The 25810-nt window shown below is 67.4% G+C and carries 28 protein-coding genes; 20 read left to right on the top strand and 8 right to left on the bottom strand.

Translation table 11 applies throughout. The features are described 5' to 3' along the window. Window positions 1-91: 91 nt before the first annotated feature. Window positions 92-628, bottom strand: a complete 537-nt coding sequence (locus WT24_RS20315) for a peroxiredoxin (RefSeq protein WP_034208469.1) — start codon at window positions 626-628, stop codon at window positions 92-94. A 157-nt stretch (window positions 629-785) separates the two neighbouring features. On the opposite strand from WT24_RS20315, the gene WT24_RS20310 reads away from it, so the two are divergent. Continuing rightward, window positions 786-1358 (top strand): hypothetical protein, encoded by a 573-nt coding sequence (locus WT24_RS20310; protein WP_059795411.1) that lies wholly within the window; start codon window positions 786-788, stop codon window positions 1356-1358. Window positions 1359-1691: 333 nt separating this feature from the next. Here the strand turns inward: WT24_RS20310 and WT24_RS20305 are convergent, their stop codons facing one another. Continuing rightward, window positions 1692-3296, bottom strand: a complete 1605-nt coding sequence (locus WT24_RS20305; RefSeq protein WP_060035698.1) for a YifB family Mg chelatase-like AAA ATPase — start codon at window positions 3294-3296, stop codon at window positions 1692-1694. Between the two features lie 310 nt (window positions 3297-3606). Continuing rightward, on the bottom strand, window positions 3607-3858 hold the full coding sequence (locus WT24_RS20300) for an accessory factor UbiK family protein (protein ID WP_006489451.1): 252 nt from the start codon (window positions 3856-3858) through the stop codon (window positions 3607-3609). 355 nt (window positions 3859-4213) lie between these two features. Between WT24_RS20300 and WT24_RS20295 the strand changes: the two genes are divergently transcribed. From WT24_RS20295 to ptsP, 7 genes are all read left to right on the top strand, one after another. Then, complete coding sequence (locus WT24_RS20295) at window positions 4214-4552, top strand: P-II family nitrogen regulator (RefSeq protein WP_006398175.1); 339 nt, start codon at window positions 4214-4216, stop codon at window positions 4550-4552. A 37-nt stretch (window positions 4553-4589) separates the two neighbouring features. Further along, on the top strand, window positions 4590-6107 hold the full coding sequence (locus tag WT24_RS20290; protein ID WP_059506553.1) for an ammonium transporter: 1518 nt from the start codon (window positions 4590-4592) through the stop codon (window positions 6105-6107). Window positions 6108-6349: 242 nt separating this feature from the next. Next, window positions 6350-7639, top strand: a complete 1290-nt coding sequence (gene gshA / locus WT24_RS20285; RefSeq protein ID WP_034208466.1) for a glutamate--cysteine ligase — start codon at window positions 6350-6352, stop codon at window positions 7637-7639. A 27-nt stretch (window positions 7640-7666) separates the two neighbouring features. Continuing rightward, window positions 7667-8623, top strand: a complete 957-nt coding sequence (gene gshB / locus WT24_RS20280; protein WP_059795481.1) for a glutathione synthase — start codon at window positions 7667-7669, stop codon at window positions 8621-8623. A gap of 231 nt (window positions 8624-8854) precedes the next feature. Further along, entirely contained in the window at window positions 8855-9325 is a 471-nt protein-coding gene (locus WT24_RS20275) for a PTS sugar transporter subunit IIA (RefSeq protein WP_034208464.1), read from the top strand. Window positions 9326-9398: 73 nt separating this feature from the next. Continuing rightward, the gene (locus WT24_RS20270; RefSeq protein WP_059506557.1) at window positions 9399-9668 is read left to right on the top strand and encodes an HPr family phosphocarrier protein; all 270 of its coding nucleotides are present in this window, start codon (window positions 9399-9401) and stop codon (window positions 9666-9668) included. Between the two features lie 201 nt (window positions 9669-9869). Next, window positions 9870-11642, top strand: coding sequence for a phosphoenolpyruvate--protein phosphotransferase (gene ptsP, locus WT24_RS20265; protein WP_059506695.1), 1773 nt, complete (start codon window positions 9870-9872; stop codon window positions 11640-11642). Between the two features lie 68 nt (window positions 11643-11710). Here the strand turns inward: ptsP and WT24_RS20260 are convergent, their stop codons facing one another. The 3 genes from WT24_RS20260 to gpmA all read right to left on the bottom strand — a co-directional run bounded on the left by WT24_RS20260 (window position 11711) and on the right by gpmA (window position 15135). Then, window positions 11711-12463: a molybdopterin-synthase adenylyltransferase MoeB gene (locus WT24_RS20260; protein WP_059795482.1), complete on the bottom strand. Its 753-nt coding sequence runs from the start codon at window positions 12461-12463 to the stop codon at window positions 11711-11713. 104 nt (window positions 12464-12567) lie between these two features. Then, a complete protein-coding gene (locus WT24_RS20255; protein ID WP_059506561.1) occupies window positions 12568-14121 on the bottom strand; it encodes a S41 family peptidase in 1554 nt (517 codons plus the stop codon). Window positions 14122-14388: 267 nt separating this feature from the next. Further along, window positions 14389-15135 carry a 2,3-diphosphoglycerate-dependent phosphoglycerate mutase gene (gpmA, locus tag WT24_RS20250; protein WP_059506563.1) on the bottom strand — a complete coding sequence of 249 codons (747 nt, stop codon included), beginning with the start codon at window positions 15133-15135 and terminating at the stop codon, window positions 14389-14391. A 135-nt stretch (window positions 15136-15270) separates the two neighbouring features. Here gpmA and WT24_RS20245 point away from each other — a divergent pair, with 135 nt between their 5' ends. From WT24_RS20245 to WT24_RS20225, 5 genes are all read left to right on the top strand, one after another. Next, entirely contained in the window at window positions 15271-15693 is a 423-nt protein-coding gene (locus WT24_RS20245) for a rhodanese-like domain-containing protein (protein WP_059506565.1), read from the top strand. Beyond that, window positions 15690-15950 carry a glutaredoxin 3 gene (gene grxC, locus WT24_RS20240; protein WP_006477722.1) on the top strand — a complete coding sequence of 87 codons (261 nt, stop codon included), beginning with the start codon at window positions 15690-15692 and terminating at the stop codon, window positions 15948-15950. The genes WT24_RS20245 and grxC overlap by 4 nt, the downstream gene beginning before the upstream one ends. 107 nt (window positions 15951-16057) lie before the next feature. After that, window positions 16058-16552 carry a protein-export chaperone SecB gene (secB, locus tag WT24_RS20235; protein WP_059506567.1) on the top strand — a complete coding sequence of 165 codons (495 nt, stop codon included), beginning with the start codon at window positions 16058-16060 and terminating at the stop codon, window positions 16550-16552. Window positions 16553-16577: 25 nt separating this feature from the next. Continuing rightward, a complete protein-coding gene (locus WT24_RS20230; protein ID WP_059795484.1) occupies window positions 16578-17576 on the top strand; it encodes an NAD(P)H-dependent glycerol-3-phosphate dehydrogenase in 999 nt (332 codons plus the stop codon). 91 nt (window positions 17577-17667) lie between these two features. Beyond that, complete coding sequence (locus tag WT24_RS20225; protein WP_059795486.1) at window positions 17668-18201, top strand: O-acetyl-ADP-ribose deacetylase; 534 nt, start codon at window positions 17668-17670, stop codon at window positions 18199-18201. A gap of 10 nt (window positions 18202-18211) precedes the next feature. Here WT24_RS20225 and trmL read toward each other — a convergent pair whose 3' ends face one another. Continuing rightward, the gene (gene trmL, locus WT24_RS20220) at window positions 18212-18682 is read right to left on the bottom strand and encodes a tRNA (uridine(34)/cytosine(34)/5-carboxymethylaminomethyluridine(34)-2'-O)-methyltransferase TrmL (RefSeq protein WP_059506573.1); all 471 of its coding nucleotides are present in this window, start codon (window positions 18680-18682) and stop codon (window positions 18212-18214) included. A 101-nt stretch (window positions 18683-18783) separates the two neighbouring features. Beyond that, the gene (locus tag WT24_RS20215) at window positions 18784-19581 is read right to left on the bottom strand and encodes a ComF family protein (RefSeq protein WP_060035697.1); all 798 of its coding nucleotides are present in this window, start codon (window positions 19579-19581) and stop codon (window positions 18784-18786) included. Between the two features lie 81 nt (window positions 19582-19662). Between WT24_RS20215 and WT24_RS20210 the strand changes: the two genes are divergently transcribed. The 7 genes from WT24_RS20210 to WT24_RS20185 all read left to right on the top strand — a co-directional run bounded on the left by WT24_RS20210 (window position 19663) and on the right by WT24_RS20185 (window position 25736). Beyond that, window positions 19663-20628, top strand: coding sequence for a methyltransferase domain-containing protein (locus WT24_RS20210; protein ID WP_059506577.1), 966 nt, complete (start codon window positions 19663-19665; stop codon window positions 20626-20628). Window positions 20629-20823: 195 nt separating this feature from the next. Beyond that, entirely contained in the window at window positions 20824-21348 is a 525-nt protein-coding gene (locus tag WT24_RS20205; RefSeq protein WP_052100358.1) for a DUF2244 domain-containing protein, read from the top strand. A 56-nt stretch (window positions 21349-21404) separates the two neighbouring features. Then, the gene (gene coxB / locus WT24_RS20200) at window positions 21405-22991 is read left to right on the top strand and encodes a cytochrome c oxidase subunit II (RefSeq protein ID WP_060035696.1); all 1587 of its coding nucleotides are present in this window, start codon (window positions 21405-21407) and stop codon (window positions 22989-22991) included. Window positions 22992-23034: 43 nt separating this feature from the next. Next, on the top strand, window positions 23035-24642 hold the full coding sequence (gene ctaD, locus WT24_RS20195) for a cytochrome c oxidase subunit I (protein ID WP_006477731.1): 1608 nt from the start codon (window positions 23035-23037) through the stop codon (window positions 24640-24642). A gap of 92 nt (window positions 24643-24734) precedes the next feature. Continuing rightward, a complete protein-coding gene (locus WT24_RS34960; RefSeq protein ID WP_006486385.1) occupies window positions 24735-24875 on the top strand; it encodes a cytochrome oxidase small assembly protein in 141 nt (46 codons plus the stop codon). 35 nt (window positions 24876-24910) lie between these two features. Continuing rightward, on the top strand, window positions 24911-25519 hold the full coding sequence (locus tag WT24_RS20190) for a cytochrome c oxidase assembly protein (protein ID WP_012329268.1): 609 nt from the start codon (window positions 24911-24913) through the stop codon (window positions 25517-25519). A 16-nt stretch (window positions 25520-25535) separates the two neighbouring features. Continuing rightward, window positions 25536-25736: a DUF2970 domain-containing protein gene (locus WT24_RS20185; protein WP_027785505.1), complete on the top strand. Its 201-nt coding sequence runs from the start codon at window positions 25536-25538 to the stop codon at window positions 25734-25736. Window positions 25737-25810 lie beyond the last annotated feature (74 nt).

The raw sequence follows: 25810 nt of genomic DNA, 5'->3' as shown, positions 1-25810 counted from the left end.
ACGGACCGCGAAACCGGGTTGCCCGGTCATGCGGTCCGTTTCTTGCCGGCGGGGCGCGGTGCGCGCGCTTTCCGGCCGGATTCGGCGGTGCTCAGGCAGCGTTGCCGTCGAGCGCCTTCTTGAGCAGCGCGTCGAGTTCCGCGAATTGCGGCGCGCCGACGTAGCGCTTCAGGATCTTGCCGTCCTTGTCGACGACGAAGGTCGTCGGCGTGAGTTGCACGTTGCCGAACTGCTTCGCGACGCTGCCGTCGTCGAGCGCGACCTTGAACGGCAACTGGCGGGTCTGCGCGTAATTCGCGACGTACATCGGCGGATCGTAGTTCATCGCGACCGCGACGAACTCCAGCCCCTGACCCTTGAAGCGATTGTAGGTGTCGACCATCTGCGGCATTTCCTGCATGCAGGTCGCGCAGCTCGTCGCCCAGAAGTTCACGAGATAGACCTTGCCCTTCAGGTCGCCGGCGGTCGAGACTTTCTGGCCCGACAGCAGCGTGAAGGTCGCGTCCGGCACGCTGGACTTGCCGTTGAACGCGAAGAAGCCGGCGACGGCGATCGCCGCGACGACGGCGGCCGCGGCGAGGTAGCGGACGGGGCCGGCACTGCGGCGGGCGGAAGGCGTGGTGTTCATCTGGTGCTCTCGGAGTCGATGACGCTGATCGACGCAAAGGGCGTCGAAATTCGGCGCTCATTTTAGCGCGAATGCGGTGCGCGCACCGGCGGCGGCCGCGCATTCCGGTTTTCCGGTTCGACGGATAATGGTGGTTTTGCCTGCCGCGATCCACGCCATGCCGAAGGAAGTCACCGATTCGTTGCGCCCCCTTTTTCGCCCGCTGCGACACTTCGCCGCGCTGGCCTGCCTGAGCGCCGCGCTGGCCGCGTGCTCGCCGTCGTACGACTGGCGCACGTTGCACAACGACGCCGGCTACACGATCGACCTGCCGGCGAAACCGACCGTCGAGGAGCAGCCGGTGGCGCTCGGCGGTACGTCGATGCCGATGCGGATGCAGGCCGCGCACGTCGACGGCGCGGTATTCGCGGTCGGCACGCTGACGTTGCCCGACGACCGCGACGACACACGCCGCGCGGCGCTCGAATTCCTGCGCGCAGGGCTGTCGCGCAACCTCGAAGGCGCGCCGCAGACGGCGACGGTGCCCGTGCCCCTCGCGGCCGGCGGCGCCGTGAACGGGCTCGAGCTGCGCATCGCGGGTGCCGCCGCCGGCGGCGATCGCGCGCGCAAGACGATCGTCGCGCGGCTCGCCGCGCGCGGCCGACACGCGTACCAGGCTGTCGTGATCGCCGATGGGCCGCTCGCGCAGGAGCAGCTCGACCAGTTTTTCGGTTCGTTCAAGCTGGATTGACGACGGCCGGCGAGGGCGCTCGGACACGCTGTGACAACTGAAAGTTCATTCGCAGCTTTCGACGCTAATCGCCGGATTTTGCGAGGGTTTTTCGGCTATCCACAGCGCATGTGGATAACTTTGTTGAAAAGTGGCCGGTATTTCTCGCGAAGCCGCGCGGGACGGCCTTCCGGCCCGTTTGGCCGCCCGTTCTCCTTTTGAGAAAAATCAATCGAAACAAAGGGATACGAATTCCGTCCGGCAAAGGCCGCGGCGAGCCGCGATCCGGGGCCGGATTCGCGAAATTGTGCATAAGTCAAGTCTTGACAGCATGATTTTGTCCTCCTGGGCCGCTCACAGCCCCGTCAACGCGCGCCGGTAGCGGATCGCCTCGGCGATCTGCGCGGCCGTCGGCAGCGGGTCGCCGGCCAGATCGGCGATCGTCCGCGCGACTTTCAGCACGCGGAAATACGCACGCGCCGACCAGCCGAAGCGCTCGCCGGCCTCGCGCAGCAGCCGCTCGCCTTCGTCGGTCGGTCGGCACAGGTCGTCGGTTTCGCGGCCGCTCAGCATGTGATTCGTCTTGCCCTGCCGATCGAGCTGCAGCGCACGCGCCTGCGCGACCCGGGCGGCCACCGCCGCGCTCGGTTCGCCGGGCGCCGTCGCTCGGGTCGCGAGTTCGGCCGGCGACAGCGCGGGCAGGTCGATCTGGATGTCGATGCGGTCGAGCAGCGGCCCCGACAGCTTGCGCAGATAGCGGGCGGCCACGTCCGGCGAGCAGCGGCAGCGCCCGGACGGATCGCCGTGCCAGCCGCACGGGCACGGGTTCATCGCGGCGATCAGCTGGCACGCGGCGGGGAAGTCGGCCTGCTGGGCCGCGCGCGAGATCGTGATGCGGCCGGCTTCGAGCGGCTCGCGCAGCATTTCCAGTACGTGCCGGTCGAATTCCGGCAGTTCGTCGAGAAACAGCACGCCGAGGTGCGCGAGCGTGATTTCCCCCGGCTGCGGCGGATTGCGGCCGCCGACCAGCGCGGCGGCGCTCGACGAGTGATGCGGCGCGCGGAACGGCCGGCGGCGCCACTGCGCGGGCGAGAAGCCGAGCCGGCTCGCGGACAGCAGCGCGGCCGAGGTCAGCGCCTCGTCGTCGGTCAGCGGCGGCAGCAGGCCGGCCAGCCGTGCCGCCAGCATCGACTTGCCGGCCCCCGGCGGGCCGACCATCAGCATGTGATGGCCGCCCGCGGCGGCGACTTCCAGCGCGCGTCGCGCGCCGCGCTGGCCGATGACGTCCGCGAGATCGGGCGCGGCAGGTGCCGGCAGGCCGTCGAGACAGGGCGCGGCGACCGGCGCGAGCCGCCCGTCCGGCGCATCGGCGAGGTGCGCGCACAGCGCCGGCAGGTCGCGCGCACCGAATACGGTCACGCCCGGCACGAGCGCGGCCTCGGCGGCGCTGTCGAGCGGCAGGTACAGCTCGGGCGGGCGCGATGTCGCGCTCGAATCGCGCGGGGCGCCGGGATCCACGCCTGGGCCGCCGGCCAGGCCCGCGCCGGATTCCTCCGCACGCCGGTCCCGCGCGGCGCCGCACGCCATCGCGAACGCGCCGCGCATCGGCCGCAGCGCGCCCGTCAGCGACAGCTCGCCCGCGAATTCGCGGCCGGCCAGCGCGTCGGCCGGGATCTGGCCGTTCGCGGCGAGAATGCCGAGCGCGATCGGCAAATCGAAGCGGCCCGATTCCTTCGGAAGGTCGGCCGGCGCGAGATTGACGGTGATGCGGCGCACCGGGAATTCGAACCCGCAGTTCTGCAGCGCGGCGCGCACGCGCTCGCGGCTTTCGCGGACTTCGAGATCGGGCAGCCCGACGATCGAGAACGACGGCAACCCGTTGGCGAGATGGACTTCGACGGTGACGTCCGGCGCGCGGCCGGAGGCGGGCGCGCGACTGCGCACCACGGCGAGCGACATGGCGAGGCTCCTGTAAACAGGCGGACGACGGCCGTTCGGGGCCGCATGCCGCGGGACGCGGAGGAATCGGATGCGCGCTTGCCGGCGTGGCGCGGAGAAAGAACGAGGTGCTGCGGAACGACTAACTGCGAAGAGCGACGGACTGCGAAGAGCGACGAACTACGAAGAGCGATGGACTACGAAGAGCGATGGACGACGAAGAGGGGCTGCGAAGAACGACCGACGATGAAGTGCGGCGGAGCGGCTTCGGGGTGGCGGGCGCGAGCCGCACGGGGCGGCCCGCGCCCGGACCTTGCGGCCGGGTGGGGCGTCAGGCCTGCGGGGCGGCGAGCTTCTGCTCGAGTTCCGCGACGCGCTTTTCGAGCTCCTCGAGGCGCACGCGGGTGCGGGCGAGCACCTGTGCCTGCGTATCGAATTCCTCGCGCGTGACGAGATCGAGCTTCGAGAAGCCTTGCGACAGCATGGCCTTCACGTTGCGCTCGACGTCCTTGGCCGGCGAGTTTTTCAGCAAATCGCTGACGCGCGACTGCAGATCGTTGAAAACGTCGCTGGGTTGCTTCATGTGATTCCCCTTCCTTGCACAAAAAATGTGCATCTTCAGTTGCATACGTGCCCATGATGCACGCATGACCGGAAATGGTGCGCGCGGGGCGCGAATTCCGGGCATGGCGCCCGCATGGGTGAATGGCCCGGCGATCCGGGACGTGCGTGCACTCTAGCAACGATCCTTTCGCCGCGCCAGCAAACCGGGCCATGTTGGCCATTCGGCCGGGCTTTCGCGCCTTACGTTGCGGGATGCGACCCCGTTCCGGAGCCCTTCGAGACGGTGCTCGGACCAACATGGCATGCGAGTTGCTGAGAAGAGTCCGTCACAACATTCCAACTCATCCGACGGGACAACCCAGCGAGAGGACTTCATGAAACTCATTACCGCAATCATCAAGCCGTTCAAGCTCGATGAGACGCGCGAAGCGCTGTCGGCGCTCGGCGTCTCGGGCATCACGGTGACGGAGGTCAAAGGGTTCGGGCGCCAGAAGGGGCACACCGAGCTGTACCGCGGCGCCGAGTACGTGGTCGATTTCCTGCCGAAGATGAAGATCGAGGCGGCCGTGTCCGACGATCTCGTCGACCAGGCGGTGGAAGCGATCGAGCGGGCCGCGCGCACGGGCAAGATCGGCGACGGCAAGATCTTCGTCACGCCGATCGAACAAGTGATCCGGATTCGCACCGGGGAGACAGGCGCGGACGCGCTGTAACAGAACAGACAAGACAAGCGACAAGAGGAAACCCAAGATGCGCAAACTTCTGATGTCCCTGCTGATGGCCGGCTCGCTGATCGCGGCTGGCGTCGGCTCCGCGCTCGCCGACGACGCGGCGTCCGCCGCGGCTGGTTCCACCGCGGCTGCTTCCGCGCCCGCTGCCGCCGCTTCCGACGCATCGGCTGCCGCCGCACCGGCCGCTTCGGCGCCGGCCGCCGACGCATCCGCCACCGCCGCTGCCGCACCCGCTTCGGGCGCGGCCGACGCATCGGCCGCGGCTTCTGCCGCCGCCGCACCGGCGGCGCCCACCGCGCCGTTCTCGGTCGATTCGTCGAAGATCAGCGCGGGCGACACCGCGTGGATGCTCACGTCCACCGCGCTCGTGCTGTTCATGACGATCCCCGGCCTCGCGCTGTTCTACGCGGGTATGGTCCGCAAGAAGAACGTGCTCGCGACCGTGATGCAAAGCTTCGCGATCACCGCGCTGATCACGGTGCTGTGGACGGTGGTCGGCTACAGCCTCGCGTTCACGCCGGGCAACGGCTTCATCGGCGGCCTGTCGCGCGTGTTCCTGCACGGCATGAGCTACATCAAGGGCGACAAGGCGACGACGCTGACGGTCAGCCATCTCGCGTCGACGATTCCGGAATCGGTGTACTTCGTCTACCAGATGACGTTCGCGATCATCACGCCGGCGCTGATCTGCGGTGCATTCGCCGATCGCATGAAGTTCTCGGCGATGCTCGTGTTCATGACGCTCTGGTCGCTGATCGTCTATGTGCCGATCGCGCACATGGTGTGGGAGCCGACCGGCTGGCTGTCGGCGGACGGCGTGCTCGACTTCGCGGGCGGCACCGTGGTGCACATCAACGCCGGTATCGCGGGCCTGATGTCGTGCCTGGTGCTCGGCAAGCGCGTCGGCTACGGCCGTGAATCGATGGCGCCGCACAACCTCGTGCTGACGATGATCGGCGCGTCGATGCTGTGGGTCGGCTGGTTCGGCTTCAACGCGGGCTCCGCGGTCGCGGCCGACGGCCGTGCCGGCTTCGCGATGCTGACGACGCAGGTCGCGACGGCCTGCGCGGCGCTCGGCTGGATGTTTGCCGAATGGATCGCGAAGGGCAAGCCGTCGGTGCTCGGCATCGTGTCGGGCGCGGTCGCGGGTCTGGTGGCGATCACGCCGGCGGCCGGCTTCGTCGGCGTGGCGGGCGCGCTCGTGATCGGTATCGCGGCGGGCGTCGTGTGCTTCTGGTCGGCGACGTGGCTCAAGTCGAAGCTCGGCTACGACGATTCGCTCGACGCGTTCGGCGTGCACGGCGTGGGCGGGATTCTCGGCGCACTGCTGACCGGCGTATTCGCGGTCAAGGACATCGGCGGCATGGACGGCAGCCTGCTGCTGCAGGCGAAGGGCGTGCTGATCACGCTCGTGTACAGCGGCGTGCTGAGCTTCGTGCTGCTGAAGCTGATCGATCTGACGATCGGCTTGCGCGTGTCCGAAGAGGAAGAGCGCGAAGGCCTCGACGTGGTGCTGCACGGCGAGCACGTGGAATAAGTCACACGAACCACGGCGGGCCGCCGCGACGACGGCGCCCGCCCCGAATGAGCGCAGCGACTTCGGCCCGCCTACCCGGCGGGCTTTTTTTCTCCTGACGCGTGCTGCCGTAGCGGATAACCCTTCACTCTATCGGGTCAATAGCCGAAAACTTCCTCCATATCCTTGTGAAGCCGGGAACAATCCCCAAATGGGCAAGGCAATTGCTCTACAATCTTCATTCTCCCGCTCGCGAGTGATTCATGGTTCCCCACCTCGTTACCGCGTTGAACGGTCCGCTGCTCGAACTCGAGCAGAAGATCCTCGACGCGACGCCTGCGATCGAACGCTGGTTCAGGCTCGAATGGCAGGAACACACCCCGCCGTTCTATTGTTCGGTGGACCTGCGCAATGCCGGCTTCAAGCTGGCGCCCGTCGACGCGAACCTGTTTCCCGGCGCTTTCAACAATCTGCCGTCCGAAGTGCTGCCGCTCGCCGTGCAGGCCGCGATGGCCGCGATCGAGAAGATCTGCCCGGACGCGAAGAATCTGCTCGTGATTCCCGAGCTGCCGACCCGCAACGCGTTCTACCTGGAAAACGTCGCGCGCCTCGCGACGATCATGCGCCAGGCCGGCCTGAACGTGCGTTTCGGCTCGCTCGACCCCAGCATCACCGACATGACGCCGATCACGCTGGCCGACGGCCAGAAGATCGTGCTCGAGCCGCTCGAGCGTTCGCAGCGCCGCCTCGGCCTGAAGAATTTCGATCCGTGCTCGATCCTGCTGAACAACGACCTGTCGGCCGGCATCCCGGCCGTGCTGGAAAACCTGCACGAACAGTACCTGCTGCCGCCGCTGCACGCGGGCTGGGCCGTGCGCCGCAAGTCGACGCACTTCGCGTGCTACGACGACGTCGCGAAGAAGTTCGCGAAGATGGTCGGCGTCGATCCGTGGATGGTGAATCCGTATTTCGCGCACGTGGAAGGCGTCGACTGGCAGGCGCATGAAGGCGAGCAGGCGCTCGCCGACGCGATCGACGGCGTGCTGAAGAAAATCGCGCGCAAGTATCGCGAATACGGGATCAGCGAGAAACCGTACGTCGTCGTGAAGGCCGACGCGGGCACCGCGGGCCGCGGCGTGATGACCGTGCACGACGCGGCCGAGATCGGCCGCATGACGAAGGCCGAGCGCGCGCAGATGGCCGAATCGAAGGCCGGCCTCGCGGTGCGCGACGTGATCGTGCAGGAAGGCGTCTACACGTTCGAGCGCGTCGGCGACGAGGTGGCCGAGCCGGTCGTGTACATGATCGACCGCTACGTGGTCGGCGGCTTCTACCGCACGCACGGCGGCCGCGAGCGCGACCAGAACCTGAACGCGCCCGGCATGCACTACGTGCCGCTCGGCTTCGAGCACACCGCGCTGCCGGATGCCGGCGCGAAGCCGGGCGCCGCGCCGCCGAACCGTTTCTACATGTACGGCGTCGTCGCGCGGCTGTCGCTGATCGCGTCGTCGATCGAACTGGAAAAGACCGACCCCGAAGCCATCCAGGTGTAACGGACCTTCGCTACGTACAGGACCCGCATGGACATTCTTTTTATCGCCGACCCGCTCGAGCATTTCAAGATCTACAAGGATTCGACCTACGCGATGATGGCGGAGGCCGCTCGGCGCGGGCATGCGGTATACGCGTGCGAGCCGCGCCACCTCGCGTGGACGGGCTCGGCCGTCGAGGCCGACGTGCGGCGCATCACGTTCGTCGGCGAACTGGACGACCTGCATCGCGATACCTGGTTCGACGCGGGTCCGGTCGATGCGCGCCGTCTCGAATCGTTCGGCGCGGTGCTGATGCGCAAGGATCCGCCGTTCGACATGGAGTACGTGACGTCGACGTGGCTGCTCGAGCTGGCCGAGCGCGCCGGCGCGCGCGTGTTCAACCGGGCGCAGTCGATCCGCGATCATTCGGAGAAGCTCGCGATCGGCGAATTTCCGCAGTTCGTCGCGCCGACGCTCGTCACGCGCGACGCGAAGCGGCTGCGCGCGTTCCACGCCGAGCACGGCGATGTGATCCTGAAGCCGCTCGACGGAATGGGCGGAATGGGCGTGTTCCGCGTGAAGCCAGACGGCATGAATCTCGGCTCGATCGTCGAGATGCTGAGCCACGACGGCACGCGCTCGGTGATGGCGCAGAAGTTCATCCCCGAGATCAAGGCCGGCGACAAGCGCATCCTGCTGATCGGCGGTGAGCCGGTGCCGTATTCGCTCGCGCGGATTCCGCAGGGCAGCGAGGTGCGCGGCAATCTCGCCGCGGGCGGGCTCGGCGTCGCGCAGCCGTTGACGGCCCGCGACCGCGAGATCGCCGCAACGCTCGGGCCCGTGCTTGCGTCGCGCGGGCTGCTGCTGGTCGGCCTCGACGCGATCGGCGACTGGCTGACCGAGGTGAACGTCACGAGCCCGACGTGCTTCCGCGAGATCATGGAGCAGACGGGCTTCGACGTCGCCGCGATGTTCATCGACGCGCTGGAGCGTGCGGCCGCGTAGGCCGCCTTCCGCGCAACCCCGGCGGCGGCCGCGCAGGCCCCCCGTCGCCGGAGCCGCCTGACCGGCCTGCTACAATGCCCGCTTGCCCGGTGCCGCGATCGGCGCACCGAAGGCCCGGCGGTCGGGCCGACACTGTTGCAAGGCTGAACATGAAACGTTCCCCACACTCGCTACGCTCATTGCCCCGCCGCGGGGTATCGGCCCGCCAGGGGCGGCCGGGAGCGATCTGACATGGCCGGGATTCTGATCATCGCGCACGCGCCGCTCGCCACCGCGCTGCGGGACTGCATCGCGCACATCTACGGCGGCGTGCCCGCCCGCATCGGCTGCATCGACGTGATGGCGGACAGCGATCCGGCCCAGGTGATGGCGTTCGCGCACGCGGAACTCGCGCGGCTCCGGGAAGACAACGGCGTGGTCGTGCTGACCGACATGTACGGCGCGACGCCCGCGAACATCGCGGGCCAGCTCGCGAAGCTCGACAACGTGCGCGTGCTCGCGGGCGTGAACCTGCCGATGCTCGTGCGGGCCGTCTGCTACCGCACCGTGCCGCTCGACAAGCTGGTCGACAAGGCGCTGTCCGGCGGCGCGAAGGGCGTCCACGAGGTGTCGGCCGGCACGCCGCCGCCGCCGTCGGAAACCGGTTGCGGCCAGTGCGCGCCGATTCCGCCCGAACCGCAGCCGCGCACCGAATCGCACTGAGCCTCCGTTTTCCGTTTTAGACCGACCCGCCGGCGCGCGCCGCCGGCGGTCCCGACCGACCCGACCGAGAATCATGCTTCAACAAGAAACCACCATCGTCAATAAATTGGGGCTCCATGCGCGCGCATCGGCCAAGCTTACGCAACTGGCCGGCAACTTCCAGTCGGAAGTCTGGATGACACGCAACGGGCGCAAGATCAACGCGAAGAGCATCATGGGCGTGATGATGTTGGCGGCCGGCATCGGCAGCACCGTGACGATCGAGACCGACGGGCCCGACGAGCGGGAAGCGATGGACGCGCTGCTGAAGCTGATCGCCGACAAGTTCGGCGAAGGCCAGTGAGCGCGACGCGGAATCATTGCCGTTTCCAGTCAGAATGCCGCGGATACCGCGGCATTTTTTTCGTCGGAAGCATTGATGCGGAATGCGCAATGCTGCGCTGCATGCAGTCAGCGGGGAGTCGCGGAATTTATAATCGCTAACCGGGGTCATAAGCGCATCGCAGCAGTGTGCCGCGGCTTTACTTGTACAGAGGAGGTGCGCGTGTCCTTCACGCTGCATGGCATTCCCGTCTCACGAGGTATCGCGATCGGGCGAGCCTATCTGATCGCGCCGGCGGCGCTCGACGTCGCCCATTACCTGATCGAGGCCAACCAGACCGACGCCGAAGTGGAGCGATTCCGCACGGCGCGCGACGTCGTGCGTCGCGAGCTCGAAGCGCTGCGCGCCGACCTGACCGACGACACGCCGAGCGAAGTCGGCGCATTCATCGACGTCCACACGATGATCCTGAGCGACGAGATGCTCGTGCAGGAAACGATCGACCTGATCCGCACGCGCCGCTACAACGTCGAATGGGCGCTGACCGAGCAACTCGAACTGCTGACGCGCCATTTCGACGACATCGAGGACGAATACCTGCGCGAGCGCAAGGCCGACATCGAGCAGGTGGTCGAGCGCGTGCTGAAGGCGCTCGCCGGTGCGCCGTCCGCGTCGCAGGCGCTCGACGGTGCGGCCAGGAACGGCACGAACGAGATGATCGTCGTCGCGCACGACATCGCGCCGGCCGACATGATGCAGTTCAAGACGCAGTCGTTCCAGGCGTTCGTCACCGATCTCGGCGGCCGCACGTCGCACACGGCGATCGTCGCGCGCAGCCTCGGCATTCCGGCCGCGGTCGGCGTGCAGCATGCGAGTTCGCTGATCCGCCAGGACGACCTGATCATCGTCGACGGCGACCAGGGCATCGTGATCGTCGATCCCGCGCCGATCGTCCTCGAGGAATATTCGTACCGCCAGTCCGAGAAGGTGCTGGAGCAACGCAAGCTTCAGCGCCTGAAGTTCTCGCCGACGCAAACGCTGTGCGGCACGAAGATCGACCTGTACGCGAACATCGAGCTGCCCGACGACGCGAAGGCAGCCGTCGAGGCCGGCGCGGTCGGCGTCGGCCTGTTCCGCTCCGAGTTCCTGTTCATGCATCAGAAGGAGATGCCGGAAGAGGAAGAGCAGTTCGCCGCGTACAAGCGCGCCGTCGAGTGGATGAAGGGCATGCCGGTGACGATCCGCACGATCGACGTCGGCGCGGACAAGCCGCTCGAGGCGCTCGACGAAGGCTACGAAACGGCGCCGAACCCGGCGCTCGGCCTGCGCGCGATCCGCTGGAGCCTGTCCGAGCCGCAGATGTTCCTCACGCAGTTGCGCGCGATCCTGCGCGCGTCCGCGTTCGGCCAGGTGAAGATCCTGATCCCGATGCTCGCGCACGCGCAGGAGATCGACCAGACGCTCGACCTGATTCGCGAGGCGAAGCGCCAGCTCGACGACGCGGGGCTCGCGTACGATCCGAACGTGCGCCTCGGCGCGATGATCGAGATCCCGGCCGCGGCGATCGCGCTGCCGCTGTTCCTGAAGCGCTTCGATTTCCTGTCGATCGGCACGAACGACCTGATCCAGTACACGCTCGCGATCGATCGCGCCGACAACGCGGTCGCGCACCTGTACGACCCGCTGCATCCGGCCGTGCTGCACCTGATCGCGTACACGTTGCGCGAAGCGAAGCGCGCGGGCGTGTCGGTGTCGGTGTGCGGGGAGATGGCGGGCGACCCGGCGCTCACGCGCCTGTTGCTCGGGATGGGGCTCACCGAGTTCTCGATGCACCCGAGCCAGTTGCTCGTCGTGAAGCAGGAGATCCTGCGCGCACACCTGAAGGCGCTCGAAAAGCCGACGGCCGACGTGCTGGCCGCGTTCGAGCCGGAAGAAGTGCAGGCGGCGCTGCAGCGGCTGTCGGTCGCCGAGCCGCGGGCGGATGCGGCTGCCTAGGCGTTCTTGCCGCCGCTAACCATGGCGAAACGTCATGCATGCGCGGCCTGGCGCATGCCCGTCGCGCGTCAGTGCCGGCCCCTGCATACCGGGCAATCGGCCTGGCGCGCGATTTTCATCGTCGTCCATTCCATCCGCAGCGAATCGAGCATCATCAACCGCCCGTTCAGCGTCTTGCCGATGCCGCCGATCACGCGCAGCGCCTCGGCCGCCTGCATCGCGCCGATGATCCCGACGGTCGGCGCGAACACGCCCATCGTCGCGCACGCGACTTCCTCGAACGGCTGGTCTTCCGGGAACACGCACGCATAGCAGGGCGCGGCCGCGTCGCGGAAGTCGAACGTGCTGATCTGGCCGTCGAAGCGCAGCGCGGCGCCCGACACGAGCGGCACGCCGTGCGCGACGCACGCGCGGTTGATCGCGTGCCGCGTCGCGAAATTGTCGGTGCAGTCGAGCACGACGCTCGCATGCGGCACGTGGGCATCGAGCCACGCATCGTCGACGCGCGCCGCGACCGCGTTCACCGTCACCTCGGGGTTCAGTTGCACGAGCGCGTCGCGCCCCGATTCGACCTTGCTGCGGCCGACCGATGCCGTCACGTGCAGGATCTGCCGCTGCAGGTTCGTGAGATCGACCGTATCGGCGTCGACGAGCGTGAGTGTGCCGACCCCCGATGCCGCGAGATACATCGCGGCCGGCGAGCCGAGGCCGCCCGCGCCGACGACGATCGCATGCGCGTCGAGAAAGCGCTGTTGCGCGTCGATGCCGATTTCGTCGACGAGGATGTGGCGGGAGTAGCGAAGGAGTTGATCGTCGTTCATGGGGGCTCGTGAGCGAGGCGGGCGGACGTTCGTTATTTTAGGCGCGCATGAAAAACGGGCCATCGCGGTCTTCCCGCGATGGCCCGTCGGATGCCGGCCGGCGCTTACTTCGGCGCGGATGCCGGCTTCGGTGCGGAGGCCGGCTTCGCGGCGCTCGCGCCCGATGCCTTCGCGGCCGCGGCGGCCTTGCCGGCCGGGCTCTTCGTCACGCTCTCGGCGAGCAGCGATTTCGATTCCTGGACCGGCTTGCCTTCGAGCTTGTTGAGCGCCTGCTGCATCATGAAGTCGTCGGCGCTGCCGAACTCGATCGGCTTGCGATCGCGATCCTTCTGGCGCTGCTCCGGCGTCTTCTTGTCGTTCTGCTCTTCGAGGACGCGCAGCTGATCCATCCGGCGCTGATCGCGCTCTTCCTGCTCCTTCTTCTCGTTCGGGTCCTGCGTGTTCGCGAGGTGGTTCGAATAGTCGACCTCGCGCGTGACGAGCACGTCGTCCGGATCGCCGTCCGCGTACTGATCGACCGGCACGTCCGGCGTGATGCCCTTGTTCTGGATCGAACGGCCGCTCGGCGTGTAGTAGTACGCGGTGGTCAGGCGCAGCGCGGTGTCGGCCGTCATCGGGCGGACCGTCTGCACCGAGCCCTTGCCGAACGTCGTCTTGCCCATGATCTGCGCGCGCTTCGAATCCTGCAGCGCACCGGCGACGATTTCCGACGCGGACGCCGAATACGCGTTCGTCAGCACGATCATCGGCACGGTCTTGAAGATCGGCGGCAGGTTCTTCAGCGGATCGCCGTCGAAGGACGGCAGGCGATAGTTGTCGTACGTATCGCGGTAGACCTGCTTCGAATCGGGGATCTGGCCGTTGGTCGACACGACGACCGAGTCGGGCGGCAGGAACGCGCCGGCCACGCCGACCGCGCTCTGCAGCAGGCCGCCGCCGTTGTTGCGCAGGTCGAGGATGAGGCCCTTCAGATTCGGTTGCTGGCGCGCGATGTCCTGCAGCTTCTGCGCGAGATCCGGCGTCGTGCGCTCCTGGAAGCTCGTGATGCGGACATACGCGTAGCCCGGATCGAGCATCTTCATCTTCACGCTCTGGACCTTGATGATCGCGCGCGTGACCGTGACCGGGAACGTGCGGTCGTCGCTCTTGCGGAAGATGGTCAGCGTGACCTTGGTACCCGGCTCGCCGCGCATCTGCTTCACGGCCTTGTCGAGCGTCATGCCGCGCACCGGCTTGTCGTTGATGCGCGTGATCAGGTCGCCCGGACGGATGCCGGCGCGGAACGCGGGGGTATCCTCGATCGGCGAGATCACCTTGACGAGGCCGTCTTCCTGCGAGATCTCGATGCCGAGGCCGGCGAAGCGGCCCTTCGTCTGCTCCTGGAGCTCGTCATAGTCGGTCTTGTCGAGGAACGACGAGTGCGGATCGAGGCTCGACACCATGCCCTTGATCGCGGCCGTCAGCAGCTTCTTGTCGTCGACCGGTTCGACGTACTCGCGCTTGATCTGCCCGAATACTTCCGCGAACAGGCGGAGCTGGTCGAGGGGAAGCGGCGCCGTGGCGGTCTGCTCGGCCGATGCGGAAACCTGCAGCGTGGCGAACACGCCCGTGGCAAGGCCCGCGGCAATCAGGCCGATGTTCTTCAAATTCATTCGCATAGAGATCTGGTGCGGTCGGGAAGCGCGTGGCGGTAGCGGGGATGTAGCGGACAAGTATAACTGTTCGTCCGATAACTCAGTGGAACGGCGCGAAAAGCGTCGAAAAGGCCGCAGAGGGCCCGGCGAGGCACCGCCGGGCGCGCTGCGGGGTTCGAAAGCGGATTCGACCGCGGCAGGGCCGCGAAGGTTCGCGCGGCGTGCGGCCAGGGGTTCGAGGCCTGGCCCGGCACGCCGCGGCGGAACGCGGCTTGCCCGCCGCGCCGGGCGTCAGCCCGCCTTGCCCTGCTTCGCGACGGCGGCCTGCGCCTGCGCGATCGCTTCCTGGTCGCCGAGGTAATAGTGCGTGATCGGCTTCAGGTTCTCGTCGAGTTCGTAGACGAGCGGCACGCCGTTCGGGATGTTCAGGCCGACGATGTCGCTGTCCGAGATGCCGTCGAGATACTTGATCAGCGCGCGCAGCGAATTGCCGTGCGCGGCGATCAGCACCTGCTTGCCGGCGCGCACCGCCGGCGCGATCGATTCGTTCCACAGCGGCAGCACGCGCGCAACCGTGTCCTTCAGGCACTCGGTGAGCGGCAATTGCTCGCGCGGCACCTTCGCATAGCGCGGATCGTCGAACGGCGCGCGCTCGTCGGTCGGCTCGAGCGCGGGCGGCGGCGTGTCGTAGCTGCGGCGCCACACGAGCACCTGCTCGTCGCCGAACTTCGCGGCCGTTTCCGCCTTGTTCAGGCCCGACAGCGCGCCGTAGTGGCGCTCGTTCAGGCGCCACGAGTGGACGACCGGCAGGTACATCAGATCCATCTTGTCCTGCACGTGCCACAGCGTGCGGATCGCGCGCTTGAGCACCGACGTATACGCGATGTCGAACGTGTAGCCGGCCTCCTTGAGCAATTCGCCGGCCTGGTAGGCCTCGTTGCGACCCTGTTCGGTCAGGTCGACGTCGACCCAGCCGGTGAAGCGGTTTTCCTTGTTCCACGTCGATTCGCCGTGGCGGATGAGAACGAGTTTGTACATGGATCTTGCGGTCGGTAGTGAAGGGAAGCGGGGCGCGTCGCGCGGCGCCCGGACCGGGCCCGCCATCGCGCAAGGCGGTTATTTTATAATGGCGGGATTGTCCTCATCCGATTTCTCTTCTTTCGGCGGAATTCCGTGACGTTCTTTACCAATTACACCAACCTGGCCCTGATCGCGATCCTGGTGGTTTCCGGTGGCCTGCTCGCATGGCCCGCCCTGCGCCGCGGTCGCGGCGGCCTGTCCGCCGCGGAGGCGACGCAGCTCATCAACCGTCGCAACGCGGTCGTGATCGACCTGCGCGCCGCGTCCGATTTCGCCGCCGGCCACCTGCCGTCGGCGCGTCAGGTCGCGGCGGGCGAGATCGGCGCGAAAATTGCGCAGGTCGCGAAGAACAAGAGCACCCCGGTGCTGCTCGTCTGCCAGAACGGCCAGCAGTCGCAGAAGGCGGCGCGCGAGGTCGAGGCGGCGGGTTATGCCGAGGTGCACGTGCTCGAAGGCGGCGTGGCCGCCTGGCAGCAGGCCGGGATGCCGGTCGTCAAACAAGGAGTGGCGAAGTGAACAAGGTTTTGATGTACAGCACGCAGGTGTGTCCGTATTGCATGCAGGCCGAGCGCCTGCTGAAGCTGCGCGGTGTCGAGCAGATCGAAAAGGTGCTGATCGACCGCGATCCGGCCCGCCGCGAGGAAATGATGACGCGCACGGGGCGCCGCACGGTGCCGCAGATCTATATCGGCGACACGCACGTCGGCGGCTACGACGATCTGTCGAAGCTCGACCGCGAAGGCGGCCTCGTGCCGCTTCTGCAAGCGGCCTGATTAGGGCAGAATGGCCGCCGGCCGCGCCGCGGCTTGGGCGCGCAGGATTCATCCGTGGCGGCCGGCGCACAGCCGGGCCGCCCCGTCACCACTTTTAGGGAAACACCATGTCCGACGTCGAAAACCAACCGTTCTTCAACATCCAGCGCGTCTACCTGAAGGATATGTCGCTCGAGCAGCCGAATTCGCCGGCGATCTTCCTCGAGCAGGACATGCCGTCGGTTGAAGTCGAAGTCGACGTCAAGGCCGACCGCCTCGCGGAAAGCGTCTTCGAAGTCGTCGTGTCGGGTACCGTCACCGCGAAGGTGAAGGACAAGGTCGCGTTCCTGATCGAAGCGAAGCAGGCCGGCATTTTCGATATTCGCAACATTCCGGACGAACAGCTCGACCCGCTCGTCGGCATCGCGTGCCCGACGATCCTGTTCCCATACCTGCGCTCGAACATTGCCGACGCGATCACGCGTGCCGGCTTCCCGCCGATCCACCTGGCGGAAATCAACTTCCAGGCGCTGTACGAGCAGCGTCTCGCGCAGCTTCAGCAGCAGGCCGGCGGCGCAGCAGGTGCGCCGAACGGCGCGCCGAATGGCACGACGCTGAACTGACGTTTCGTTCGGACCGGTGCTGGGTATGAAAGTAGCCGTTCTCGGCGCCGGTGCCTGGGGCACCGCGCTCGCGGGCCATCTGGCCGCGCGGCACGATACGCTTTTGTGGGCGCGCGACGCCGCGCTCATCGCCGGGCTGCAGGCCCGGCACGAAAATTCCCGCTATCTGGACGGCATCGCGCTGCCTGACGCGCTGCGCTACGACGCCGATCTCGGCGCCGCGCTCGCGCATGGCGCCGCGGACGACGCGCTGTGCGTGATCGCCGCGCCGGTGGCCGGGCTGCGCACGCTGTGTCGCGCGATGCGCGACGCAGGCTGCGTGCCCGCGCACATCGTCTGGGTCTGCAAGGGCTTCGAGGCCGACACGCATCTGCTGCCGCATCGGGTGATCGCGGCCGAGCTGCCCGAACAGCGGAGCAACGGCGTGCTGTCGGGGCCGAGCTTCGCGCGCGAGGTCGGACAGTCGCTGCCCGTCGCGTTGACGGTGGCGAGCACGTCGGTCGAATGCCGCGAGCGCACGCTCGCCGCGTTCCATCACGGCGCGATGCGGATCTATACGGGCGACGACGTGGTCGGTGTCGAGGTCGGCGGCGCAGTGAAGAACGTGCTGGCGATCGCGACCGGCATTTCCGACGGGCTCGGTCTCGGGCTGAACGCGCGCGCCGCGCTGATCACGCGTGGCCTCGCCGAAATGTCGCGGCTCGGCGTGGCGCTCGGCGGCCGCGCGGAAACCTTCACGGGCCTCACGGGCCTCGGCGACCTGATCCTCACCGCGACGGGCGACCTGTCGCGCAACCGCACGGTCGGCCTGCAACTGGCGGCCGGCCGCACGCTGAACGACATCCTCGGCGCGCTCGGCCACGTGGCCGAAGGCGTGCGCTGCGCGCAGGCCGTGCTGGCGCTCGCGCGCGCGCAGTCGATCGAAATGCCGATCACGGAAGCGGTGTGCGGTGTGCTGTTCGACGGCATCGCACCGCGCGACGCGGTCAGCGGTCTGCTGCGCCGCGACGCGCGCGCGGAGTAGGCCCGGCGGGATCGCCCGGCACGGGTGCGCCGGGCACGCGGCGCCAAAGCGGACTACGCTTGAAGCGTCTCCTGCGTTCCGCGAGGTCGTCATGCTGCAAATCCATTCCACCACGCTCGATGCGCAGGTCGTCGACATCACGACGCTCGACGTCGATGCGATCGTCAACGCCGCGAACGGCTCGCTGCTCGGCGGGGGCGGTGTCGACGGCGCGATTCACCGCGCGGCCGGCCCCGGCCTGCTCGCCGAGTGCCGCACGCTCGGCGGCTGCGACACCGGCGACGCGAAGCTCACGCGCGGCCACGGGTTGCCCGCGCGCTACGTGATCCACGCGGTCGGCCCGGTATGGTATGGCGGCGCGCGCGGCGAGGCCGAGCTGCTTGCATCGTGCTACCGGCGCGCGATCGAGCTGGCCGAAGAGGTTGCCGCGACGTCGATCGCGTTTCCGGCGATCAGTTGCGGGATTTACCGCTATCCGGCCGAGCAGGCCGTCGACATCGCAGTCGGCACGGTGATCGAAATGCTGCCGCAGGCGCCGACTCTCGCACGCGTGGTGTTCGCGTGCTTCTCGTCCGACATTTACGACCTGTATCGCGCGCGGCTCGCGCGGATCGAGCCGCGCTGAACGTCGCGCGTCATGCGCCGCCTTCGAAGCCGGCCTGACGCCACGCCTCGAACACGACCACCGCGACCGTGTTCGACAGGTTCAGGCTGCGGTTGTCCGGCCGCATCGGCAGGCGCACGCGCTGTTCGTTCGGAAAGCGTTCGAGCAGCTCGGCGGGCAGGCCGCGCGTTTCGGAGCCGAACACGAACCAGTCGCCGGGCAGGAACGCACGATCGTGGAAGCGGCCCGAGCCGCGCGTCGTGAACGCGAACATCCGCGCAGGCTCCGGCGCTTCGGCGGCGACGAACGCGTCCCAGTCGCGGTGCACGCGCATCTGCGCATATTCGTGATAGTCGAGGCCGGCGCGACGCATCCGCGCGTCGTCGAGCGGGAAGCCGAGCGGCTCGATCAGGTGCAGGCGCGCGCCGGTGTTCGCGCACAGGCGGATCACGTTGCCGGTGTTCGGCGGAATTTCGGGGGCGACGAGAACGACGTTGAACATGTTTCGGTTGGGCTGGGGCGGCCGGAGCGGCGCAGCGCGCGCGTGCATCCGGCCGGCCGGTTCGTGACGGCCGCACGCGGGCGGCCGGCTTCTCTATCTAATTAATCCCTGGCGGTGCGCAGCGCAACCAGATTCGTCACGCGCGCGGCGCCCGCCGCCTTCAACGCCTGCGCGGCCGCCGCGAGCGTCGCGCCGGACGTCATCACGTCGTCGACGAGCGCGATGTGGCGACCGGCGACGCTGCCTGCCACCGCGAAAGCCGCCATCACGTTGTCGCGTCGTGCGTGCCGGTCGAGCCGCGACTGCGGCGCGGTGTCGGCGACGCGCGCGAGCAAGGCAGCCTCCGCCCGCACGCCGAGCCTGCGCGCGAGCGGACGCGCGATCGCCCACGCCTGGTTGTAGCCGCGCGCGACGAGCTGCCGGTGCGACAGCGGCACCGGCGCGACGAGATCGAAGCCGCGTGCATCACGCGTATCGTCGACCAGCCGTGCGAGCCGGGCCGCGAATTCGCCGCCGAGCGCGAGCCGCGCATGAAACTTCAGGCCGCGCGCGAGCCCGTCGAGCGGCGCGCGGTAATCGGCGAGCGCGAGCGTCGCGTCGAACGGCGGCGGCGCGGTGCGGCACGCGTCGCACCGGTACGCGGCCGCGCGGCCGGCGCCGGGGCGACTGCCGCCGGACGATCGCGCGTGCCCGACGCCGAGCGGCAGCGCGCAGACGTCGCAGCGCAGCCGCGCTTCATTCCAGTACGCGGCATCGCAGGCGCCGCAAATCACGATGTGTGACAAATTGCCGCATAGTGCGCACCGGTTCGGCAACGCGACCGCGGCAACGCGCGCGACCCATGTTCCGACATGCGACAAAACGACGCGCACCGAGCGTTCGGCGGAACCGCGGACCATCGCAACACTCCTGGCATGCCGCCTCAATGAAGCTTGCGAGGCGAGCGAGTATACTTCGGGCTCTTCGCCAGTGTGCCCGACATGTCCCCAGCTTCGACTTCAACCGGCCGTCCGGCCAATGACGCCAGGCGCCTGCGGCGGATCTTCGACCGCCGTGCCGCCACGTTCGATGCGGTTGCGTTCCTGCCGCGCGAGATCGCGCAGCGGATGAACGAGCGCCTCGAATACATCAAGGTGAGCCCCGCGGCCGTGCTGGATGCGGGCTGCGGCCCGGGCGACGATCTCCCGGCGCTGCGCGCGCGCTTTCCGGAAGCGCCGGTGTTCGGCGTGGACCTGTCCGGCGCAATGCTCGCGCGGGCCGGTCAGCGCGAAGTCGAGCAGACCTCCTGGCGCCGCTGGCTGCCGGCGTCGCTCGGCCGGGCGCTGGGCCAGCGCGGCCCGCGCGTCGCGCAGGCCGACTTCGCCGCGCTGCCGTTCCCGGGCGGCGCGTTCGATCTGATCTGGTCGAATCTCGCGCTCCACTGGCATTCGCGTCCCGATACCGTCTTCCCCGAATGGCAGCGCGTGCTGCGCGTGAACGGGCTCCTGATGTTCAGCACGCTCGGCCCCGACACGCTGCGCGAGCTGCGCGCGGCCTGCGCGGACGCCGAAGCGGCGCTCGGCATCGCGCCGCCCGCCGCGCGTGTGATCGATTTCGTCGACATGCACGACCTCGGCGACATGCTCGTCGAGAGCGGCTTCGAGATTCCCGTGATGGACCAGGAAGTGCTGACCGTCACCTACAAATCCGCCGATTCCCTGCTGGCCGACGTGCGCCGCTGGGGCGCCTATCCGTTCGAGCGCACGGTGCCGCGGCACGCGACGCGGCGCTTTCGCGCGGCGCTCGGCGACGCGCTGGACGCGCGCCGGCGCGAGGACGGCACCATTCCGCTGACCTTCGAGGTGATCTACGGCCACGCGTGGAAGGCCGTGCCGCGCACGACCGCGGAAGGGCACGGGATCGTGCGCATCGAGGACATCGGCAAGGGGCGTCCGAAGAATCGGTAAAGCGGTAAAGAGGGGTTTTGTTATGTCTGAAATTAGCGGCGCAAAGCGGGGTCGAATTGGCGGCTAAAACGGCCGAAAAGCTTGTCGCGCTTGGCTTGGCGGGCGATAGGCGCTTGCTTGTGGATGCCATTGAACCCGCCTATAATGCGTCAGCTTGTCGTCCCGGGGTCCCCGCAATACGGGGCGACGAGTCCGATGCAGGCATGCATCGCATGCCATTCGCGTGAGGCGGCGATGGAAGCAGCGAGGGTTTTGGCGGAGACGGCGGACAGCGAACCGATCCTCGAAGATTGGCTCATGAAACGCAACTGTTCGGTGTCGCCACGCCAGTTCGTGCTGTTTTACGCGTCGCTCGCGGGCTTCTCGCTGGCGATCGCGGCGTTGCTGATGTGGAGAGGGGCCTGGCTCGTCATGCCCTTCACCGGCATCGAGTTGCTGGCGGTGGGTGTCGCATTTGCGATCTATGCTCGCCATGCGGTCGATTACGAGCGCATCAGGCTGTTTCCGCACCGGCTCGTGATCGAGCGGATGGATGCGGAGCGGCTCACGCAGATCGAATTCAACCCGCGCTGGGTGCGGGTCGAGCCGGGTGCGACGCCACGCGATCCGATTCGGCTGGTGTCGCGCGGGCAGACCGTCGTAATCGGGCAGCATCTCGCGCAGTACAAGCGTGCGCAGTTCGCCGACGAACTGCGCGTATCGCTCAGGCGCTGCGGCTGACGAGGCGCAGCCATCGGCCGGAACGGGCCGGCGGCTTGCGACGGGGGAGGGTTTGAATGGAAATTTTGGGTAAGGATGCTATGAAAACAATCAAGCGAGCCCTCGCGGGCGTGCTGGCATGCAGCGGATTGCTCTTTGCCGGTGCGGCCCTGGCGGTCGGTGATAGCCCGGGCGGCCCCCGTGTCAACGAGATCAACTTTCAGCCGCCGGTCACGAAAATCGCCGAGGAGCTCTACGATCTCCACACGATGATGCTGATCCTGTGTACGGTGATCTTCGTCGGCGTGTTCGGCGTGATGTTCTATTCGATCTTCGCGCACCGCAAATCCAAGGGCCACAAGGCCGCCAATTTCCATGAAAGCACGACCGTCGAGATCATCTGGACGATCGTGCCGTTCGTCATCGTCGTGCTGATGGCGCTGCCGGCGACGAAGGCCGTCGTCGCGATGAAGGACACGACGAACGCCGATCTCACGATCAAGGTCACCGGCTACCAGTGGAAGTGGGGCTACGACTACGTGAAGGGCCCGGGCGAGGGCATCGGTTTCCTGTCGACGCTGACCACCCCGCGCGACGAAGTGATGGGCAAGAAGCCGATCACCGACACCTATCTGCAGGAAGTCGACAATCCGCTCGTCGTGCCGGTCAACAAGAAGATCCGCATCATCACGACCGCGAACGACGTCGTCCACTCGTGGTACGTGCCCGCGTTCGGCGTGAAGCAGGATGCGATCCCCGGCTTCGTGCGCGATACGTGGTTCAAGGCCGACAAGGTCGGGACGTTCCGCGGTTTCTGTACCGAGCTGTGCGGCAAGGAACACGCGTACATGCCGGTCGTGGTCGAAGTCCTGTCGGACGACGACTACGCGAAGTGGGTCACCGCGCAGAAGGCGAAGCTCGCCAGCGCGGCGGTCGATCCAAACAAGGTCTACACGATGGCCGAACTCGTCGCGCACGGCGAGGAAGTGTACAAGGCGAACTGCGCGGCCTGCCACCAGGTGAACGGCAAGGGCCTCGGCGCGTTCCCGGCGATGGACGGCAGCCCGATCGTGAACGGCCCGATCGCGGCCCACGTCGAGCGCGTGCTGCACGGCAAGGGCGCGATGCCGTCGTGGGCATCGCTGTCGGACCTCGACATCGCTTCGGTCGTCACGTACGAACGCAACTCGTGGGGCAACCACAAGAACGACCTGCTGCAGCCGAAGCAAGTGGCCGACGCACGCAACGGCAAGATGCCGGAAGACACGGCGGGCGCGGCACCGGCAGAAGCGGCTTCGGCACCGGCGCAAGCCGCGTCGGGCGCCGAGCAGCCGGCGGCAGCGGCATCGGCCGCACTGTCGACGATCTACTTCGAGACGGGCAAGAGCGTGCTGCCGGCCGACGCAAAGGCGGCGATCGCCGCTGCGGTCGACTATGCGAAGGCGCATCCGGACGCGAAGCTCGCGCTGTCGGGCTTCACCGACAAGACCGGCTCGGCCGACGCGAACGCCGAACTGGCGAAGCATCGGGCCCAGGCCGTGCGCGATGCGCTGAAGGCAGCAGGCGTGGCGGAAGACCACATCATTCTCAAAAAGCCGGAAACGATCACGGGCGGGGCTGACGCGAAGGAAGCCCGGCGTGTCGAGATCGGCCCGGCGGCTTGACGTGTCGCTGAGTTAGTCGACGTATTCGCATTAGGAGATTCTCATGTCTAGCATCGGGCACGACGTAGCCGCGGACCACGCGCACGACGACCACGCGCACGAAGCCCCGCACGGCTGGCGTCGCTGGCTGTTCGCCACCAACCACAAGGACATCGGTACGCTGTACCTGTTGTTCTCGTTCATCATGTTCCTGTCGGGCGGCGTGATGGCGCTCGGCATCCGTGCCGAGCTGTTCGAGCCGGGCCTGCAGATCATGCGTCCGGAGTTCTTCAACGAACTCACGACGATGCACGGCCTGATCATGGTGTTCGGCGCGATCATGCCGGCCTTCGTCGGCTTCGCGAACTGGATGATTCCGCTGCAGATCGGCGCATCCGACATGGCGTTCGCGCGGATGAACAACTTCAGCTTCTGGCTGCTGCCGGTCGCGGCCGTGCTGCTGGTCGGTTCGTTCTTCGCGCCGGGCGGCGCGACGGCCGCCGGCTGGACGCTGTACGCACCGCTGTCGACGCAGATGGGCCCGGGCATGGACTTCGCGATCTTCGCGGTCCACATCATGGGCGCGTCGTCGATCATGGGCGGGATCAACATCGTCGTGACGATCCTGAACATGCGCGCACCGGGCATGACGCTGATGAAGATGCCGATGTTCGCGTGGACGTGGCTGATCACCGCGTACCTGCTGATCGCCGTGATGCCGGTTCTGGCAGGCGCGATCACGATGGTGCTGTTCGACCGCCACTTCGGCACGTCGTTCTTCAACGCGGCAGGCGGCGGCGACCCGGTGATGTACCAGCACATCTTCTGGTTCTTCGGCCACCCCGAGGTGTACATCATGATTCTGCCGGCGTTCGGGATCGTGTCGCAGGTGATCCCGGCGTTCGCGCGCAAGACGCTGTTCGGCTACAGCTCGATGGTGTACGCGACGGCGTCGATCGCGATCCTGTCGTTCATGGTCTGGGCGCACCACATGTTCGCCACGGGCATGCCGGTCACCGGCCAGCTGTTCTTCATGTACGCGACGATGCTGATCGCGGTGCCGACGGGCGTGAAGGTGTTCAACTGGCTCGCGACGATGTGGCGCGGCTCGATGACGTTCGAAACGCCGATGCTGTTCGCGATCGGCTTCCTGTTCGTGTTCACGTTCGGCGGCCTGACGGGCCTGATGCTCGCGATGGCGCCGCTCGACATCCAGTATCACGGCACCTACTTCGTGGTCGCGCACTTCCACTACGTGCTGGTGGCCGGCTCGCTGTTCGCGCTGTTCTCGGGCTGGTACTACTGGGCGCCGAAGTGGACGGGCTGGATGTACAACGAGACGCGCGGCAAGATCCACTTCTGGGCGTCGATGATCTTCTTCAACCTGACGTTCTTCCCGATGCACTTCGTCGGTCTCGCGGGCATGCCGCGCCGCTATGCGGACTACCCGGCGCAGTTCACCGACTTCAACCAGGTGGCGACGATCGGCGCATTCGGCTTCGGCCTCGCGCAGGTGTACTTCCTGTTCGCGGTCGCGCTGCCGGCCTACCGCGGCGGCGGCGAGCTGGAAAAGGCGTCGGACAAGCCGTGGGACGGCGCGACCGGCCTCGAGTGGACGGTGCCGAGCCCGGCTCCCTTCCACACGTTCGAGCAACCGCCGCACGTCGAGTAAGTGTCACCCGGCGTTCCGCCGCTGCCTGCCGCACAGGCAGGCAGCGGCGGGCGCCGAATCGATGGATCAGCGAAGTTTCAGCGAAGTTGCAGATGACCAGGAATCCACAAGAAAGACGAACGCCCGAGCAGATCCGCGCGGGCAACAAGCGGCTCGGCCTCACCCTGCTCGTCATCGCCGCCGTTTTTTTTGTGGGTGTCGTGATCAAGCAGTGGTGGCTGTCCACCCACTGATGCAGTAATTGACGCAGTAGCGAGGAAGTCGTCGTATGTCGAAGCCGGAAGAGGGCGCCGTGGATCGTGCGTTCAATCGTTCGATGCTGGTGAAGCTCTTCGTCGTGGCCGGGCTGATGTTCGGTTTCGGCTTCGCGCTGATCCCGATGTATCGGGCGATCTGCCAGATCACCGGTATCAACAACCTGGTGCAGCGCGATGTCAGCGAGCGCGAGGTGAAGAACTCGCAGGTCGACTATAGCCGCACGGTGTCGGTCGAGTTCGACGCGAACGCACGCGGGCCGCTCGGGTTCAAGCCGGAGCACAACAGTCTCGACGTGCATCCGGGTGAACTGACGACGATCGTGTACGACGTGACGAACGGGCAGGGCCGGCCGGTCGTCGCGCAGGCGATTCCGAGCTACGCGCCGAAGCAGGCGACGGAGTTCTTCAAGAAGATCGAGTGCTTTTGCTTCACGCAGCAGACGCTGACCGCGAACGAGTCGCGCAAGATGCCGGTGGTGTTCGTGATCGACCCGAAATTGCCGAAGGACGTAAAGACGATCACGCTGTCGTACACGTTCTTCGAACTGAATACACCGGCCACGCCGGCCCCGGCGCAGCGCAGTACGGCGGCGCAGGGTGCGGCGAAGCCGGACGCATGAAGACGGAGGCGGGGCGATGACGGAGGTCAAGCGGAGCGGAACGTTCGGTCAGGCGCTGAGAGCGGTGCTGTGGTCGTTCTTCGGGGTGCGCAAGCGGCGCGACCTGGAGGCCGATGCGACGCAGCTCAATCCGCTGCACGTGCTGATCGTCGCGTTGATCGCGGCCGGCGTGTTCATCGGCGTGCTGATCCTGATCGTGCGTGCCGTCGTGGGCTGAGGCGAGCGGCGCGCGGCTGGCGGCCCGCGGCCACGAAAGAATGCAGTGCGCGGCGCTACGGCGCGGCGTGCAGG

Origin of the sequence: Burkholderia sp. MSMB1078WGS, from assembly GCF_001528895.1 — a bacterium.
In the GTDB taxonomy this organism is placed as follows: Bacteria; Pseudomonadota; Gammaproteobacteria; order Burkholderiales; family Burkholderiaceae; genus Burkholderia.
Note: the sequence above shows the minus strand (reverse complement) of the source record. Positions and strands in the feature narration are given on the sequence as shown.